Here is a 17,372-nt window from a genome sequence, read left to right as displayed (position 1 = left end):
ACCTGAGCCCAATCTTCAAATCCGAGCCTGCGATGTCCCGGCCCAACCGCCACACACTGTTCCCCTTCCTCAACTGGCTGCCACGCCAAACCCGCGCCAGCGTCGGTCGCGATGCCATCGTGGGTCTGAGTGGCGCAGTGCTCGCACTGCCGCAGTCGATTGCCTACGCACTGATCGCAGGGCTACCACCGGAATACGGGCTCTACGCGGCGATTGTTCCCGTATTGATCGCTTGCCTGTGGGGCTCGTCATGGCACCTGATCTGCGGCCCTACCGCAGCGATCTCCATCGTGCTCTACGCCAGTGTCAGCCCGCTGGCGGTGCCGGGTACCCAGGATTACATCACTTTGATCCTGCTGCTGACCTTTCTCGCCGGCGTGTTTCAGTGGTTACTGGGCCTGCTGCGTTTCGGCGCGCTGGTCAATTTTGTCTCCCATTCGGTGGTGCTCGGTTTTACCCTCGGTGCCGCCGTGGTAATCGCCCTCGGTCAGGTGCCCAACCTGCTGGGGCTGGACGTTCCGAGCCAGGCCACCGCCATCGACAGCCTGCTGGCGCTGCTCGAGCATGCCGGCGAATGGGACCATGCCTCGCTCGCCCTGGGCTTGGGCACCTTGCTGGTGGGCGTGCTGCTCAAATACCTGATGCCACGCTGGCCGACCCTGTTGATCGCCCTGGCCCTGGGCAGCCTGGCCGCATGGTTGTGCCCAGCGCTGTTCGGGCATGTGGCGCTGGTCAGCTCGTTTGTCGGCAAGCTGCCACCCTTGCGCGCGCTGCCGATGGACCTGGAGACGATCCTGCGTTTGCTACCCAGTGCCGTGGCAGTGGGCATGTTGGGCCTGGTGACCAGCCTGTCGATTGCGCGCTCCCTGTCGGCGCGGTCACAGCAAGTGCTCGACGCGAATCAGGAGGTTCGCGCCCAAGGTTTATCCAACATCATCGGCGGGTTTTTCTCCGGGTATTTGTCGGCGGGTTCCTTCACCCGCTCCGGCCTCAGTTATGAGGCGGGCGCCCGCTCACCACTGGCAGGCGTGTTTTCCGCGCTCTGGGTGGCGCTGTTCGCGCTGTTTGGCGCGGGGTTGATCGCACACATTCCGATCCCCAGCATGGCGGCGAGTATTCTGCTGATCTGTTGGGGGCTGGTGGACCACCGAGCCATCCGTGCGTTATTCCGCGTGAGCCGCGCCGAGTTCGTGGTGATGGGCCTGACGTGCGTCGCCACCTTGCTGCTGGAACTGCAGACGGCGATTTATGCGGGGGTGCTCGCGTCGCTGTTTTTCTACCTCAAGCGCACCTCGCAACCACGGGTTCAGCACTGGCGCGACGGTGACGAGGATGTATTGAGGGTAGGCGGCTCGATCTTTTTTGGCGCCAGCCACTACCTGCAAGTGCGCCTGCAACGCTTGCAGGGCGAGCGGGTGGTGATCGAGTCGCAGCAGATCAACTTCATCGACTACTCCGGGGTGGAGATGCTGCACCAGGAAGCACGGCGGTTGGCGGGGTTGGGGCGCAGCCTGACGTTGCGCGGGGCCCGGCCACAAGTGGTTGAAGAACTGAGGAAACTGGAAGGCGCCGACAACTGCCCCATCCATTTCCAAGACTGAACACGGTCAAAAAACTGGCTCCAACGCCAGTCAGTTAAGCGAGCGAGGTCACTGTAGGAGCGAGCTTGCTCGCGAAAAACGCCCAGGCAACGCGTTCATTCTGGATAAACGCGGTGGCCCTGAGTTCTTCGCGAGCAAGCTCGCTCCTACAAAAAGCAGTGGCATTGGGGCAAGCCCCCTCCCACAGTTTGAATGGCGTCAGGCCAGTTGGCGGCGCAGTTCGGCCAGCACCGGCGCCGAATCCGGGCGCACGCCGCGCCACAGGAAGAACGCTTCCGCTGCTTGCTCCACCAGCATGCCCAAGCCGTCTATCGCTACCGCAGCACCCTGTTCTTCAGCCCAGCGGCAGAACACGGTGGGTTCCTTGGCGTACATCATGTCGTAGCAGACCGTGTTGCCCGGCTCGATCAGGCTCGCGGCAATCGGCGGCATATCGCCTGACAGGCTGGCGGAGGTGGCATTGATGATCACGTCCACCGGCTCACGCAGCCAGTCGAAACCACTGGCAGACACCGGGCCCAGATCGTCGAACAGCTCAGCCAGTACTTCAGCCTTTTCGACGGTGCGGTTGGCGATAATCAGCGAGGCCGGTTTTTCGGCGAGCAGCGGTTCCAGCACCCCGCGTACCGCGCCCCCGGCGCCCAGCAGCAGGATGCGCTTGCCGTGCAGCTTCAGCCCGGCGTTCACCGTGAGATCGCGCACCAGTCCGGCGCCGTCGGTGTTATCGCCCAGCAATGTGCCGTCGGCCAGCTTGCTCAGGGTATTCACCGCACCGGCGCGCCGGGCACGCTCGGTGAGGGTGTTGGCCAGCCGGAAAGCGTCTTCCTTGAACGGCACCGTGACGTTCGCACCACGGCCGTGTTGAAAGAACTCACGGGCGCAGCCGGTGAAATCCTCCAGCGGCGCGAGCAGTGTGCTGTAGTCCAGCTGCTCACCGGTCTGCTCGGCGAACATCCGGTGAATCAACGGCGACTTGCTGTGACCGATGGGGTTGCCGAAGACAACATAACGATCCATCACACCGCCGCCTTGGGCGCGGCAAGGCCGAGCCAGTCCCGGTCCTGAAGAAAATAGTCGGTAAGGCGCGCTTCATCGCTGCCGGCTTCGGCTTTCCAGTCGTAGCTCCAGCGCACCTGGGGCGGCAGCGACATCAGGATCGACTCGGTACGCCCGCCCGATTGCAGGCCAAACAGGGTGCCACGGTCATAGACCAGGTTGAACTCGACGTAGCGGCCCCGGCGGAACTCCTGGAACTGGCGCTGCTGTTCGGTGTAGGCCATCGCCTGGCGGCGTTGCACGATCGGCAGGTAGGCGTCGATGTAGGCATCACCGATGGCGCGGATGAAGGCGAAGCAGGTGTCGAAGCCCCACTCGTTCAAATCATCGAAAAACAGGCCGCCGATGCCACGCGGTTCATTGCGATGCTTGATGTGGAAATAGGTGTCGCACCAGGCTTTGTAGCGCGAGTAGACGTCCGGGCCAAACGGCGCACAAGCCTGCTCGGCCACGCGATGCCAGTGGATGCAATCCTCTTCGTTGGCGTAATACGGCGTGAGGTCAAAGCCGCCACCAAACCACCACACCGGCTCTTCGCCTTCTTTTTCAGCGCTGAAAAAACGCACATTGGCGTGGGACGTCGGCACATGGGGGTTGTGAGGATGAATCACCAGCGACACCCCCAACGCCTCGAAACCGCGACCGGCCAGTTCAGGGCGGTGCGCACTGGCGGACGGTGGCAAGCCGCTGCCGAACACGTGGGAAAAGTTAACGCCGCCTTTTTCGATGACCGAACCGTTTTCAATCACACGGGTGCGACCGCCGCCACCGGCAGGCCGGGTCCAGGCGTCTTCGATAAAGCGCGTGTCCGTCTCGAAGGCTTCCAGGGCGCTGCAAATACGGTCTTGCAGGTCAAGCAGGTAGGCTTTAACAGCCTCGGTGCGGGTAGTCATGGCATCACCTTGAATCGAGCAAAGCTACGCGAGGCCATTGGGCGTCGGCGGCAAATGGGCGCACAGGATACCACCGCACCCGGTGCCGTCGCAGTTGACGAAGATCAAGCTTAGGAGTCCGATAGGGACCTTTGTACAGTCGACCCAAGGAGAAGGTAAATGGCCAAACGTATCCAGTTCAGCGCCCATGGCGGCCCCGAAGTGCTCGAGTATGTGGACTACACGCCAGCGGAGCCTGGCCCACAGCAAGTTCGGGTGCGTAACGAAGCCATTGGCCTGAACTTCATCGACACTTACTTTCGCAGCGGTCTTTACGCACCACCGGCCCTGCCATCGGGGCTGGGCGCCGAGGGCGCCGGTGTGGTCGACGCCGTGGGCAGTGAAGTCAGCCAGTTCAAGGTCGGCGACCGCGTCGCCTATGGCAGCGGCCCGCTGGGCGCCTACGGCCAGTTGCACGTATTGCCCGCCGCCAACCTGGTGCACCTGCCCGACGACATCAGCTTCGAACAGGCTGCTGGCGCCATGCTCAAAGGCCTGACCGTGCAGTACCTGTTGCGCCAGACGTATGAGCTGAAGGGCGGCGAAACCATTCTGTTCCACGCTGCTGCCGGCGGCGTGGGCTCCCTGGCCTGCCAATGGGCCAAGGCGTTGGGCGTCAAGTTGATCGGTACGGTGAGCTCCCCGGAGAAAGCCGCCTTGGCCAAATCCCTGGGCGCCTGGGAAACCATCGATTACAGCAAGGAAAATGTCGCACAACGCGTACTGGAATTGACCGACGGTAAAAAGGTGCCGGTGGTGTATGACGGCGTCGGCAAGGACACCTGGCTGACCTCGCTGGACAGCGTGGCACCGCGTGGGTTGGTGGTGAGCTTCGGTAATGCATCGGGTGCGGTGGACGGGGTGAACCTGGGGATTCTGTCGGCCAAGGGTTCGTTGTACGTCACCCGCCCGACGCTGGCGACCTACGCGAGCAATGCAAAGGATTTGCAGGCGATGGCCGATGACCTGTTCTCGATGATCAAAACCGGCAAGGTGCGCATCGACATCAACCAGCGTTATGCACTGGCGGACGCGGCCAAAGCGCAGACAGAGTTGTCAGCGCGGCGCACGACCGGCTCAACCATTCTGCTGCCTTAAGCAAGTCATCGCGGGCAAGCCCACTCCCACCCTTGACCGAGTTGTCATGACAAACACCGATCAAATGTGGGAGGGGGGCTTGCCCCCGATGGGCGCGACGGGGTCTCAAGACGGTCGCACCACATCCCCCGTCACCAGGTCACGGATCAGGCTCGGGTTCTTGCGCCCACCCAAGGCGCCACCCAGCACAAGGTCAACTTGCCCACGGAAATACTGCTCCACCCGGATCCGCGTGCGCGCCGCCGGGCGGCCCTGGGGGTTGGCCGAGGTGGAAATCAACGGCCCGACCTGGGCGCACAAATCCCGCACCAATGGGTGGTCACTGACCCGCAGCGCCACGGTGTCATGCATACCCGTGACCCATTCCGGCAGCAAGTCCTGGTGGGGCACCAGCCAGGTATTCGGCCCAGGCCAGGTGCTGGCCATGCGCTCGATCCAGGTGTCAGGGAAATCCTCGAACAGGAAGTCGAACTGGCGAATGTTATCCGCTACCAGGATCAGGCCCTTATCCACCGAGCGGTTCTTGATCGCCAGCAGACGGTCCACCGCTTCTTCGTTCCACGGATCGCAGCCCAGGCCCCAGACCGCTTCGGTCGGATAGGCAATCACCGCACCTGCGCGAATTTCTCGTGCGGCTTCCAGCACACGCCACCTGTTGACCATTGTTTACTCTCCGAACTAAAGCTCTGGGCAGTTTACCGATCTTCGTTACAAAACCCAGCTAGAAAAGCTCCCTACACCAGTGCGCACCGCGCTAGCCAGCGCCCGCTTTCACAAATCACTTGGCCCTCCAGTTCCAGCTCGGTAAGGGTCGCCAACACCTGGGACAGCGGCCGGCCACTGGCAATCGCCAGGGCTTCGCTGGTCTGCGGAGCCGCGTGCAGCAAGGCCACCAGCGGATGAACCACCGGCACCGGTGCCGGGCGTGACAACGCCTGCCATCCGCGCAAGCCTTCAAGGATGTGCTCGATGGTTTCCACCAGCACCGCGCCATCGCGGATCAACTGATGACAGCCTTTGGCCCCCGGGTGATGAATGGAACCAGGAATGGCATAGACTTCACGCCCTTGTTCGGCAGCCAGCCGTGCGGTGATCAGCGAACCGCTGGCCGTGCTGGCTTCCACTACCAGAACCCCCAGGGACAAACCGCTGATGATGCGATTGCGCCGTGGAAAGTTGCCGGCCTGGGGCGGGGCATCCAACGGAAACTCGGAAACGACCGCGCTGCCTTGGGCGATCATCGCGTCGGCGAGCTTCTTATGGCGCTGTGGATAAAAATTTTGCAGGCCAGTGCCGAGCACGCCGATGGTGTGACCGCCCACATCCAATGCCGCCTGATGGGCCGCACCATCGATACCCAGCGCGAGGCCGCTGGTGATGACAAAACCAGCGCTTGCCAGGCTACGGGAAAAGGCGGCTGCGGTGTCCATGCCAGGGCGCGAAGCACGACGGCTACCGACCATGGCCAACTGCGGCTTTTCCAGCAGGGTCGGGTCGCCAGCCACGAATAACAGCGGCGGTGCGCCATCGATCTGAGCGAGCAGTGCCGGGTACTCAGGCTGGTCCCACATCAGTAAATGCTGGGCCGGACGGTCCAGCCAGGCCAGCGCCGCACTGGCGCCATCACGGATGTCCGGGGTGCGCCGGGCATCGGCACTGACGGCCGGTAACCCGAGAGAACGCCAAGCACTGGCAGGGGCACTGATGGCTTTGGAAGCAGAGCCGAACGCCTCGATCAACACGCGAAAGCGCTGGGGCCCCAGTTCCGGCAGCCTGTGCAAGCGTAGTCGTGCTTCCAACTCTGCCGGGGAAATTTCATTGCTGTTTATCGGAAACATCTGATCATCCTTGACCGGAACAAGCTGTGGATAACTCTGTTGGTAACTTATTTAGCAGGCTATTTATTGCGCTTGATCGGCCGTCTCGAAACGGTCCATCACCGCCAAGGAGCGTGAGGCGCTGAGGACCAGGCCATAGCTGAGCTTTTCATAGGTGCGAAACACCATCAGGGTGCCGGCTCGAACATCCGGCAGGCTCGTCGGAGCGCCCGTCAGTGCATCGCGCACCGAGGCGCCAGCCCTGATCACGCTCAGCAACTGGCCCTCGACCAATCCATCCCGGCGCCCCCTGTTCAGGGTCACCGCGTCCAGCAGGCCGGCCTGCGATAAGCCCCTGGGGACGTCGATGATGTGCCCTTCAACGAAGGGTGCAGCTGTTGTCGGACTGGCCAGGCTGATGCCAGGTTCGGCGCGAAGCAAACGGTCGCCGGGGCGGATTTCCTGGGTGACTCTTTGCACGGCCAGGGTGGTGAGATCGTCAGCCCGCAGGAAGCGCGCAGTGCCGATGTCGTCGGCGTTGATCCCGAGCAGTTCGTGGGTGTTGGGGTCGGTGTAGGCCTTGCCCCGGCGGAAGATTCCATAGGTCGGCTGGGTCGGGTCCAGGTCGCCTCTGGCATAGATGCGCTCACCATTGGCGCCCAGCACGCGCCCGGCATCGGCGGCGATAATGTAGGGAGCGTTGTCCAGGTCCTTGGGCGATTCGAATATGCGGTTGTGCACCAAAAAAGCCTGGATAGCCTTTTGCGTGATGGCGTCCAGGCGCTGGTCGGGCGGTGGAATCAGCGCCATGGCGACCGGGGCCCATAGCAGCAAGACGAGTAGCGATTTCCTCATGGGGTCAATCTCCTTTATTATGTGCGTTCGCGTGAAACGCCATGGCCTTCGCGGCTTTCGAACGTTTCACACCGGCTGCCTGGGTCCATCCCACCGCCGATTTGCCTCTACCTCACATGTGCAGCAATTACGCTTATGGCTATTTTGAACATCCTCGAATTTCCCGACTCGCGCCTGCGCACGATCGCCAAGCCGGTGGCCGTAGTGGACGACAAGGTTCGTCAGTTGGTCGATGACATGTTTGAAACAATGTATGAAGCCCCGGGCATCGGCCTCGCCGCGACCCAGGTCAACGTGCACCTGCGCGTCGTGGTCATGGACCTGTCTGAAGATCGCAGCGAACCCCGGGTGTACATCAATCCCGAGTTCGAACCGCTGACCGACGAGATGGGCGAATACCAGGAAGGTTGCCTGTCGGTGCCGGAGTTCTACGAGAACGTCGAACGCCCGTTGCGCGTGAAGATCAAGGCGCTGGACCGCGACGGCAAGCCGTTCGAGCTGATTGCCGAAGGCCTGCTGGCGGTGTGTATCCAGCACGAGTGCGACCACCTCAACGGCAAGTTGTTTGTCGATTACCTGTCCACGCTCAAACGTGACCGGATCAAGAAGAAGCTGGAAAAAAAGCATCGCCAGCAAGCTTGATGCCCTCCTTCCAAAGGCTTGCTGCGGCAAGCCTTTTTCTTTTGTGACTGCTTTTAACCGAGAACTCCGATGACCGAGCCACTGCGCATTGTTTTTGCCGGTACCCCCGAATTTGCCGCCGAACACCTCAAGGCGCTGCTTGCCAGCCCTTATGAAATCGTTGCGGTGTACACCCAGCCGGATCGCCCGGCCGGGCGCGGGCAAAAACTGATGCCAAGCCCGGTCAAGCAACTGGCGCTCGAGCACGCTATTCCCGTGCTGCAGCCGCCCACCTTGCGCAACGCCGAGGCCCAGGCTGAGCTGGCCGCATTGAAGCCGGACCTGTTGGTAGTCGTCGCTTACGGCTTGATCCTGCCCCAGGCCGTGCTTGATATCCCGCGTCTGGGCTGCATCAACAGCCACGCGTCGCTGCTGCCACGCTGGCGCGGAGCGGCTCCGATCCAGCGCGCGGTAGAAGCGGGCGACAGCGAAAGCGGCGTGACCGTCATGCGCATGGAAGCAGGCTTGGACACCGGCCCAATGCTGCTCAAAGTCACCACCCCGATCACCGCTCAGGACACCGGCGGCAGCCTGCACGACCGCCTGGCTGAAATGGGGCCGCCCGCCGTCATCCAGGCCATCGCCGGTCTCGCTGCCGGCACCCTGGAAGGCGAAGGGCAGGACGACAGCCTGGCCACCTACGCCCACAAACTGAACAAAGACGAAGCTCGTATTGACTGGAACCGCCCCGGCGTAGAGCTGGAGCGCCTGGTGCGGGCCTTCAACCCTTGGCCTATATGCCACAGCACGCTGAACGGCGAAGCCTTGAAAGTACTCGCTGCCACCCTGGCCGATGGCAAAGGCGCACCCGGCGAAATCATTGGAGCCAGCAAGGACGGCTTGTTGGTCGCCTGCGGTGAACAGGCGTTGTGCCTGACACGTCTGCAACTGCCCGGTGGCAAGGCGCTGAATTTCAGCGATCTGTTCAACAGCCGCCGTGAGAAATTCGCCCCCGGCACGATCCTTGGAGTGACCGCTCAATGAATCCGCGTCTGGCCGCCGCCAAGGCGCTCGCCGCCGTACTCAACGGCAAGGCTTCTCTGAACAGTTCACTGCCTGTCCAGCTGGATAAGGTCGAGGACCGTGATCGCGGTTTCACTCAGGACCTGGCCTTCGGCACCGCGCGTTGGCAGCCGCGGTTGTCGGCGCTGGCGGCCAAGCTGCTGCAAAAACCTTTCAAGGCGGCCGATGCCGATGTTGAAGCGCTGCTGCTGGTCGGCCTTTATCAACTGCTCTACACCCGTGTGCCGGCGCACGCCGCCATCGGTGAGACGGTTGGTTGCGCCGACAAGCTGAAAAAACCCTGGGCCAAGGCCTTGCTCAATGCCGTGCTGCGCCGCGCCCAGCGCGAAAGCGAAGCGCTGCTGGCCGAACTGGAACATGACCCGGTGGTGCGTACCGCGCATCCGCGCTGGCTGCAAAAATCCTTGAAGGCCTTCTGGCCGCAGCAATGGGAAGCGATTTGCGCAGCGAACAATGCGCATCCGCCGATGATCCTGCGGGTCAACCGTCGCCACCACAGCCGCGACGCTTACCTGCAATTGCTCAGCGAGGCCGGCATCAATGCCACGCCGTGCGTGTACAGCATCGACGGCATCGTGCTCGAAGCCGCCGCCGACGTGCGCAGCCTGCCGGGCTTTGCCGATGGCTGGATCAGCGTGCAGGACGAAGCGGCGCAACTGGCCGCCGACCTGCTCGACCTGGCGCCCGGTCAGCGCGTATTGGACGCCTGCTGCGCGCCAGGCGGTAAGACCTGTCACATCCTGGAAGTCGAAAAAGACCTCGCCGGTGTAGTGGCCGTCGACCTGGAAGCCAAACGCCTGGTGCGCGTGCGGGAAAACCTCGCACGCCTGGGATTGAGCGCCGACCTGATCGCCGCCGACGGCCGCGACACCGCCACCTGGTGGGACGGCAAACCGTTCCAGCGCATTCTGCTGGATGCGCCGTGCTCGGCAACCGGCGTGATCCGTCGCCATCCGGATATCAAACTGACCCGCCAAGCCGACGACATCGCCGCCCTGGCCATGCTGCAGGGCGAACTGCTCGACGCGCTGTGGCCAACCCTGGAAGTCGGCGGCGTGCTGCTGTACGCCACCTGTTCCACCTTGCCCACCGAGAACACCGAGGTCATCGAAGCCTTCCTCGCCCGCACTAGCGGCGCTCGGGAACTGGACCTTGCGACCACCGCCGGCATCAAGCAGCCCCACGGCCGCCAATTGCTCGCGCAGGAAGGCGGGCACGACGGCTTCTACTACGCCAAACTGATCAAGATCGCCGCCGCACGCGGCTGAAGGGCTTAAGGGAGTGACCGGATGAAAATCATCATCCTTGGGGCAGGGCAGGTCGGCGGCACGCTGGCTGAGCATTTGGCCAGTGAAGCCAACGACATCACCGTGGTCGACACCGACAGCGAGCGTCTGCGCAACCTGGGCGACCGCCTGGACATCCGCACGGTGCAAGGGCGTGCGTCGTTCCCGACCGTGCTGCGTCAAGCCGGCGCCGACGATGCCGACATGCTCGTCGCGGTCACCAACAGCGACGAGACCAATATGGTCGCCTGCCAGGTCGCCCACACGCTGTTCCACACCCCGACCAAGATCGCCCGCGTCCGCGAAGCGGCCTACCTGACCCGCGCCGGCCTGTTCGACAACGATGCGATTCCGGTGGACGTGCTGATCAGCCCGGAACAGGTGGTCACTCACTACATCAAGCGCCTGATCGAAATCCCGGGTGCCTTGCAGGTAATCGACTTTGCCGAAGGCAAGGCCCAACTGGTCGCGGTAAAGGCCTACTACGGCGGGCCGCTGGTGGGCCAGCAATTGCGCCAACTGCGCGAACACATGCCGAATGTGGAAACCCGCGTCGCGGCGATTTTCCGCCGTGACCGGCCGATCCTGCCCCAGGGCGACACGGTGATCGAAGCCGATGACGAAGTGTTTTTCATCGCGGCCAAGGCGAACATTCGTGCCGTGATGAGCGAAATGCGCCGGCTCGATGAGACGTATAAGCGCATCGTCATCGCGGGCGGCGGGCAGATTGGCGAGCGTCTGGCGGAGGCGATCGAAAGCCGCTACCAGGTGAAGATCATCGAGATGAGCCCCACACGCTGCCGGCATTTGTCCGACACGCTCGACAGCACCGTGGTGCTGCAGGGCAGTGCTTCGGACCGCGACCTGCTGATGGAAGAAAACATCGCCGACGCGGACATCTTCCTGGCGCTGACCAACGATGACGAGGCCAACATCATGTCTTCGCTGCTGGCCAAGCGGCTGGGGGCGAAGAAGGTGATGACCATCATCAACAACCCGGCCTACGTCGATTTGATCCAGGGCGGCGATATCGACATCGCCATCAGCCCGCAACTGGCGACCATCGGTACGTTGCTGGCGCACGTACGCCGTGGCGATATCGTCAGTGTGCACTCCCTGCGCCGTGGCGCGGCGGAGGCCATCGAGGCGATTGCCCATGGCGACTCGAAGTCGAGCAAGGTGATCGGCAGGGCCATCCGCGATATCGGGTTGCCGCCGGGTACTACCATTGGCGCGATCATTCGCGATGAGGAAGTGATTATTGCCCACGACGACACGGTGATCGCTACCGGTGACCATGTGATCTTGTTCCTGGTGGACAAGAAACATATCCGCGATGTGGAGAAGCTGTTCCACGTAGGGTTGAGCTTTTTCTGATCAAGGAGCGACGCGATGCTGGAGTCCCTGGAAAAAATGCTGGCCAAGGGTGTGGACAACTCGCTGCTGCGCTTCGGGTTGGGCAAGGGTTATCTGGACCTGAACGACCACGCCAGGGCGGCGGAGCATTTGCACCGGTGCGTCGAGTTCGATCCGAAGTATTCGGCGGCGTGGAAGTTGTTGGGTAAGGCGCAGCAAGGGCTGGGCGATACAGCAGCAGCGCGCCAGGCGTGGCAGAAGGGCATTGAAGCGGCACAGGCCCATGGCGACAAACAGGCTGAAAAAGAGATGACGGTGTTCCTGAAGAAACTCGACCGCCAGGCCTGAGCAAAACTCAAATGTGGGAGGGGGCTTGCTCCCGATAGCGGTGTATCAGTCAATGCATGGTTGACTGACTACCGCCATCGGGGGCAAGCCCCCTCCCACATTGGTTTTGTGGTGGTCTTGAGTCAGGTGTGAATCAGTACCAGCGCTCTTCACCCGGCGGGCGTTTCTTGAAGCGCTTCATGCTCCACATGTACTGGCTCGGGTAGGCGCCGACATAGCGCTCCACCACCTTGCTCATCGCCGCGCAGGACGTGGCGGTATCGGTGCTGTACATGTCCTCGGGGGCCGCCTCCAGGATCACTTTGTAGCCCGAGCCGTCCGGCAATCGCAGGGCGTGCAGGAACACGCCCACCGCCTTGTGGCCCGCAAGCATGTTCGGCACGAACTTGCTGGTCAGCGCCTGGGTGGCGAAGAACGGCACGAAAATCCCGGCGGACTCAGCCGGTTCGGGGTCGGCAGGGATGCCCACCTGGCCGCCCTTGCGCACTTCCTTGATCACGCTGAGGATGCCCTCCTTGGTGGACGCCGCCACGCGGTTACCCAGCTGCACGCGTTGCTTGCGCAGCAATTCATCAACGGCCTTGAGCTTGGGCGGGCGGTAGAAAATGATCGGTTTGCACTGGCTGCAATAGAAATGGTTCAGCACTTCCCAGTTACCCAGGTGGCTGGTGATGCCCACCACGCCTTTGCCCGATGCCAAGGCCTCGTGCAGCACCTCCAGGCCTTCGACTTCGCGCACCAGGTCGATGGAGCGCTGGGCCGGCCAGATCCACGCGCAGGCGCTTTCGGTCAGGGACTTGCCAATGTCCATCAGGCTGCGTCCCACCAGGCGCTCGCGCTCGGCCGGGTCCATGTCCGGGAAGCATTTGGAAAGGTTGATCCGCACCGTTTCACGGGAGCGGTTGGGGGTTTTCCACATGATCCAGCCGATGGCCGTGCCGACGGCTTGTACGGCGCGCCAGGGCAGCAGCGCAAACAACCGAAGAGCGCCTACCAGCAAGGCGCCTTTAAACTTTTCCACAGGTCACTCCTGATCGTGTGTGGTGCGCAAAGCGCGCATTCTAACCGGCGTTGACCAAGTCCGCGTAACGGTCGCAGTCCTGAGTGTGGTCCATGACCATGCCCGAAGCCTGCATGAACGCGTAGCAGATGGTCGGCCCGACAAAGGTGAAGCCGGCCTTTTTCAAGGCTTTGCTCATCGCTTCAGCCTCGGGGGTAATCGCCGGGACTTCGCTGCGATCCTTGAAGTGATTGACCTTGGGCACGCCGCCCACAAACGACCAGAGCAGAGCCACAGGGTCCTTTAGCGCCAGCCAGGCTGCGGCATTGCGGCGTGTAGCGTTGAGCTTCAGGCGGTTACGCACAATGCCTGGGTCCTGCATCAGCGCCTCGATCTCAGCGTCGGTCAGCTTCGCCAGGCGCTGCGCATCAAAGCCGAACAGGACCTTTCGATAATGCTCGCGTTTACGCAAAACGGTGATCCAGGACAAGCCCGCCTGGAACCCTTCGAGCAAAAGCAACTCGAACAAACCCTGCGCATCGCGCAGCGGCGTTCCCCACTCCTGATCGTGATAAGCCATGTACAGCGGATCTTCAGAACACCAAAAGCAGCGTGGCATAAGGCTCCAGGGAGTGGTGGCGGGGCCGAATCGGGTATACTCCCGCTCTTTAAATCGCAGCCCAAGTAACAGGTGAATTTCGTGAGCCAGCCTACGCCAGCCGTGCGTACCTTCCAAGACTTGATCCTCGCCCTCCAGCAATACTGGGCCGAGCAAGGTTGTGTGGTACTTCAGCCCTACGATATGGAAGTAGGCGCCGGCACTTTCCACACCGCTACATTCCTGCGGGCCATCGGCCCGGAAACCTGGAACGCCGCTTATGTGCAGCCCAGTCGTCGCCCGACTGACGGCCGCTACGGCGAGAACCCGAACCGTCTGCAGCACTACTACCAGTTCCAGGTGGTATTAAAGCCCAACCCGGACAACTTCCAGGAACTGTACCTGGGCTCGCTGAAACATGTCGGCCTGGACCCGCTGGTCCACGACATCCGTTTCGTCGAAGACAACTGGGAGTCGCCGACTCTTGGCGCGTGGGGCCTGGGCTGGGAAGTCTGGCTCAATGGCATGGAAGTGACGCAGTTCACTTACTTCCAACAAGCGGGCGGCATCGAGTGCTACCCGGTGACCGGCGAAATCACCTACGGCCTCGAGCGCCTGGCCATGTACCTGCAGGGCGTGGACTCGGTCTACGACCTGGTATGGGCTGACGGCCCGTTCGGTAAAGTCACCTACGGCGATGTGTTCCACCAGAACGAAGTGGAGCAATCGACCTACAACTTCGAACACGCCAACGTCGACAAGCTGTTCGAACTGTTCGACTTCTATGAAAGCGAAGCCAAGCGCCTGATCGAACTCGACCAGCCGCTGCCGTTGCCGAGCTATGAAATGGTGTTGAAGGCCTCCCATACCTTCAACCTGCTGGATGCGCGCCGTGCTATCTCGGTGACCGCGCGCCAGCAATACATCCTGCGTGTACGCACCCTGGCGCGTTCCGTCGCCCAAGCCTACCTGCTGGCTCGCGCCAAGCTGGGCTTCCCGATGGCAACCCCGGATTTGCGTGATGAAGTGTTGGCTAAGCTGGAGGCTGCACAATGAGTGCTCAAGATTTCCTGGTTGAACTGGGCACCGAAGAGCTGCCACCCAAGGCACTGAACACCCTGGCCGATGCCTTCCTGGCCGGTATCGAAAAAGGCCTGCAGAGCGCCGGCCTGAAGTTCGCCGCAAAGAAGGTCTATGCCGCGCCGCGCCGCCTGGCGGTATTGCTCACGGCGCTGGAAACCCAGCAGCCGGACCGCAACATCAACCTCGACGGCCCGCCGCGTCAGGCCGCGTTCGACGCCGAAGGCAATCCCACTCAAGCGGCACTGGGCTTCGCCAAGAAGTGCGGCGTCGAGCTGAGCGAAATTGACCAGAGCGGCCCGAAACTGCGTTTCAGCCAGGTCATTCCCGGCAAGCCAACGGCCAGCCTGCTGCCGACCATCGTCGAAGATTCCTTGAACGACCTGCCAATCCCCAAGCGCATGCGCTGGGGTGCACGCAAGGAAGAGTTCGTACGTCCGACCCAATGGCTGGTGATGCTGCTCGGTGACCAAGTCATCGATTGCACCATCCTCGCCCAGAAGGCCGGCCGTGACTCGCGTGGTCACCGCTTCCATCATCCAGAGAGCGTGCGCATCACCTCGCCGGCCAACTACCTCGATGACCTGCGCGCCGCCTATGTTCTGGCCGATGCCAATGAACGTCGCGAGCTGATCAGCAAGCGCACCGAAGAGCTGGCGCGCCTGCAGGAAGGCACCGCCATCGTGCCGCCAAGTCTGCTCGACGAAGTGACCGCCCTGGTTGAATGGCCTGTGCCGCTGGTGTGCTCGTTCGAAGAGCGCTTCCTGGATGTGCCGCAAGAAGCGCTGATCACCACCATGCAGGACAACCAGAAGTACTTCTGCCTGCTGGACGTGGACGGCAAGTTGCTGCCGCGCTTTATCACCGTGGCCAACATCGAAAGCAAGGACCCGCAGCAGATCATCGCGGGTAACGAAAAAGTCGTGCGCCCACGCCTGACCGACGCGGAGTTCTTCTTCAAGCAAGACAAGAAGCAGAAGCTCGAAGACTTCAACCTGCGCCTGCAGAACGTGGTGTTCCAGGAAAAACTCGGCAGCGTCTACGACAAGGCCGTGCGCGTTTCCAAGCTGGCGGCCTACATTGCGCCACGCATTGGCGGCGACGCTGCCTGGGCCGCCCGTGCGGGCCTGCTGTCCAAGTGCGACCTGGCCACCGAGATGGTTGGCGAGTTCCCTGAGATGCAAGGCGTGGCCGGTTACTACTACGCCCTCAACGACGGCGAGCCGAACGATGTGGCCCTGGCGCTGAACGAGCAGTACATGCCACGTGGCGCCGGTGCCGAACTGCCAGGCACCCTGACCGGTGCGGCCGTCGCCATCGCCGACAAGCTGGACACGCTGGTAGGTATCTTCGGTATCGGCATGCTGCCCACCGGCAGCAAAGACCCGTATGCCCTGCGCCGTGCGGCCTTGGGCGTGCTGCGCATCCTGATCGACAAGAAGCTGGACCTCGACCTGACCCAGGCCGTGGTGTTCGCAGTCGGCCAGTTCGGCAGCAAGGTCAAGCAAGCCGGCCTGGCCGAGCAAGTGCTGGAGTTCGTGTTCGACCGCCTGCGTGCACGTTACGAAGACGAAGGCGTGGACGTTTCCGTCTACCTGTCGGTTCGTGCGCTGCAACCGGGTTCGGCGCTGGACTTCGATCAACGCGTACAAGCCGTACAGGCGTTCCGCAAGCTGCCGGAAGCCGATGCATTGGCCGCCGTGAACAAGCGTGTATCGAACCTGCTGAGCAAGGCCGACAACCTCGGCACTGCCGAAGTCGACCCAGGCCTGTTTGCCGACGCCAAGGAGTTCTCGCTGAATTCGGCCATCGCCAAGGCCGAAAACGCCGTGAAACCGCTGATCGCCGAGCGTAACTACGCGCAAGCCTTGGCGCGCCTGGCGTCGCTGCGTGAGCCGGTGGATGCGTTCTTCGAAGCGGTGATGATCAATGCCGAGGATGCCGGCGTGCGCAAAAACCGCTACGCCATGCTGGCGCGTCTGCGTGGGCTGTTCATCAATATCGCTGACATTTCCGTACTGGGCTGATCATGTTGAAACTGCTGATTCTCGATCGGGACGGGGTGATCAATTACGACTCCGACGCTTACATCAAGTCGGTGGCGGAATGGATTCCATTGCCCGGTTCGATCGAGGCCATCGCGCAGTTGAGTAAAGCCGGCTGGACCGTGGCAATTGCCACTAACCAGTCCGGCATCGCCCGCGGTTATTACGACATCGCTACGCTGGACGCCATGCACGCGCGCTTGCGCACGCTGGTGGCGGAGCAGGGCGGCGACGTGGGGCTGGTGGTCTACTGCCCCCACGGGCCGGATGAGGGCTGCGATTGCCGCAAACCCAAGCCCGGCATGTTGAAAACTATTGCAGAACATTACAAGGTGCCCTTGGCTGGGATATGGTTCGTCGGGGACAGTCTCGGTGACCTGGAGGCGGCCAAGGCCGTCGACTCTCAGCCAGTTTTGGTAAAAACCGGGAAAGGCGAAAAGACCCAGGCGAAAAACCTGCCGGTAGGCACTTTGATTTTTGACGATCTGGCGGCGGTTGCCGCAGAACTTATTAACAACTAGCCGCCCTCGACTTCCTGACCAAGGATTGTTCGGGAGTGCGCTTTTAACAGGCGGGCCGTGTCCCGCAACGGTAAA

General features: G+C 62.2%; 17 protein-coding genes. 10 read left to right on the top strand and 7 right to left on the bottom strand.

Annotated elements, in window-relative coordinates; translation table 11 throughout:
• Nucleotides 1-32: 32 nt before the first annotated feature.
• Nucleotides 33-1,601: a SulP family inorganic anion transporter gene (locus tag QF045_RS03065; RefSeq protein ID WP_306491002.1), complete on the top strand. Its 1,569-nt coding sequence runs from the start codon at nt 33-35 to the stop codon at nt 1,599-1,601.
• Between the two features lie 198 nt (nt 1,602-1,799).
• Here the strand turns inward: QF045_RS03065 and aroE are convergent, their stop codons facing one another.
• Both aroE and hemF read right to left on the bottom strand, forming a co-directional pair.
• Complete coding sequence (gene aroE, locus QF045_RS03060) at nt 1,800-2,618, bottom strand: shikimate dehydrogenase (RefSeq protein ID WP_306491001.1); 819 nt, start codon at nt 2,616-2,618, stop codon at nt 1,800-1,802.
• A complete protein-coding gene (hemF, locus tag QF045_RS03055) occupies nt 2,618-3,550 on the bottom strand; it encodes an oxygen-dependent coproporphyrinogen oxidase (protein ID WP_306491000.1) in 933 nt (310 codons plus the stop codon). Before hemF ends, aroE begins: the two co-directional genes overlap by 1 nt.
• Before the next feature lie 159 nt (nt 3,551-3,709).
• Between hemF and QF045_RS03050 the strand changes: the two genes are divergently transcribed.
• Nucleotides 3,710-4,687: an NADPH:quinone reductase gene (locus tag QF045_RS03050; RefSeq protein ID WP_306490999.1), complete on the top strand. Its 978-nt coding sequence runs from the start codon at nt 3,710-3,712 to the stop codon at nt 4,685-4,687.
• Between the two features lie 105 nt (nt 4,688-4,792).
• Here the strand turns inward: QF045_RS03050 and QF045_RS03045 are convergent, their stop codons facing one another.
• The 3 genes from QF045_RS03045 to QF045_RS03035 all read right to left on the bottom strand — a co-directional run bounded on the left by QF045_RS03045 (nt 4,793) and on the right by QF045_RS03035 (nt 7,359).
• Nucleotides 4,793-5,350 carry an L-threonylcarbamoyladenylate synthase gene (locus QF045_RS03045; protein ID WP_306490998.1) on the bottom strand — a complete coding sequence of 186 codons (558 nt, stop codon included), beginning with the start codon at nt 5,348-5,350 and terminating at the stop codon, nt 4,793-4,795.
• Nucleotides 5,351-5,421: 71 nt separating this feature from the next.
• On the bottom strand, nt 5,422-6,525 hold the full coding sequence (gene dprA / locus QF045_RS03040; protein ID WP_306490997.1) for a DNA-processing protein DprA: 1,104 nt from the start codon (nt 6,523-6,525) through the stop codon (nt 5,422-5,424).
• A 63-nt stretch (nt 6,526-6,588) separates the two neighbouring features.
• Nucleotides 6,589-7,359 (bottom strand): peptidoglycan-binding protein, encoded by a 771-nt coding sequence (locus tag QF045_RS03035; protein ID WP_306490996.1) that lies wholly within the window; start codon nt 7,357-7,359, stop codon nt 6,589-6,591.
• Between the two features lie 135 nt (nt 7,360-7,494).
• Here QF045_RS03035 and def point away from each other — a divergent pair, with 135 nt between their 5' ends.
• The 5 genes from def to QF045_RS03010 all read left to right on the top strand — a co-directional run bounded on the left by def (nt 7,495) and on the right by QF045_RS03010 (nt 12,053).
• On the top strand, nt 7,495-8,001 hold the full coding sequence (gene def / locus QF045_RS03030; RefSeq protein WP_005783383.1) for a peptide deformylase: 507 nt from the start codon (nt 7,495-7,497) through the stop codon (nt 7,999-8,001).
• Between the two features lie 69 nt (nt 8,002-8,070).
• The gene (fmt, locus tag QF045_RS03025) at nt 8,071-9,024 is read left to right on the top strand and encodes a methionyl-tRNA formyltransferase (protein WP_306490994.1); all 954 of its coding nucleotides are present in this window, start codon (nt 8,071-8,073) and stop codon (nt 9,022-9,024) included.
• Entirely contained in the window at nt 9,021-10,331 is a 1,311-nt protein-coding gene (gene rsmB, locus QF045_RS03020; protein ID WP_306490993.1) for a 16S rRNA (cytosine(967)-C(5))-methyltransferase RsmB, read from the top strand. The genes fmt and rsmB overlap by 4 nt, the downstream gene beginning before the upstream one ends.
• 21 nt (nt 10,332-10,352) lie before the next feature.
• Nucleotides 10,353-11,726, top strand: a complete 1,374-nt coding sequence (gene trkA, locus QF045_RS03015; RefSeq protein WP_124384441.1) for a Trk system potassium transporter TrkA — start codon at nt 10,353-10,355, stop codon at nt 11,724-11,726.
• 15 nt (nt 11,727-11,741) lie between these two features.
• Nucleotides 11,742-12,053: a tetratricopeptide repeat protein gene (locus QF045_RS03010; RefSeq protein ID WP_306490992.1), complete on the top strand. Its 312-nt coding sequence runs from the start codon at nt 11,742-11,744 to the stop codon at nt 12,051-12,053.
• A 133-nt stretch (nt 12,054-12,186) separates the two neighbouring features.
• Here QF045_RS03010 and QF045_RS03005 read toward each other — a convergent pair whose 3' ends face one another.
• Nucleotides 12,187-13,074, bottom strand: coding sequence for a lysophospholipid acyltransferase (locus tag QF045_RS03005; RefSeq protein WP_306490991.1), 888 nt, complete (start codon nt 13,072-13,074; stop codon nt 12,187-12,189).
• Between the two features lie 40 nt (nt 13,075-13,114).
• Nucleotides 13,115-13,672, bottom strand: coding sequence for a DNA-3-methyladenine glycosylase I (locus tag QF045_RS03000; RefSeq protein ID WP_306490990.1), 558 nt, complete (start codon nt 13,670-13,672; stop codon nt 13,115-13,117).
• Nucleotides 13,673-13,753: 81 nt separating this feature from the next.
• Here QF045_RS03000 and glyQ point away from each other — a divergent pair, with 81 nt between their 5' ends.
• The 3 genes from glyQ to gmhB are packed head-to-tail and all read left to right on the top strand — an operon-like array spanning nt 13,754 to nt 17,297.
• Entirely contained in the window at nt 13,754-14,707 is a 954-nt protein-coding gene (gene glyQ, locus QF045_RS02995) for a glycine--tRNA ligase subunit alpha (protein WP_003187265.1), read from the top strand.
• The gene (glyS, locus tag QF045_RS02990; protein WP_306490989.1) at nt 14,704-16,758 is read left to right on the top strand and encodes a glycine--tRNA ligase subunit beta; all 2,055 of its coding nucleotides are present in this window, start codon (nt 14,704-14,706) and stop codon (nt 16,756-16,758) included. The genes glyQ and glyS overlap by 4 nt, the downstream gene beginning before the upstream one ends.
• Nucleotides 16,758-17,297 carry a D-glycero-beta-D-manno-heptose 1,7-bisphosphate 7-phosphatase gene (gene gmhB, locus QF045_RS02985; RefSeq protein ID WP_306494846.1) on the top strand — a complete coding sequence of 180 codons (540 nt, stop codon included), beginning with the start codon at nt 16,758-16,760 and terminating at the stop codon, nt 17,295-17,297. Before glyS ends, gmhB begins: the two co-directional genes overlap by 1 nt.
• Nucleotides 17,298-17,372 lie beyond the last annotated feature (75 nt).

The sequence above is a fragment of the Pseudomonas sp. W4I3 genome (genome assembly GCF_030816195.1).
GTDB lineage: Bacteria > Pseudomonadota > Gammaproteobacteria > Pseudomonadales > Pseudomonadaceae > Aquipseudomonas.
Note: the sequence above shows the minus strand (reverse complement) of the source record. Positions and strands in the feature narration are given on the sequence as shown.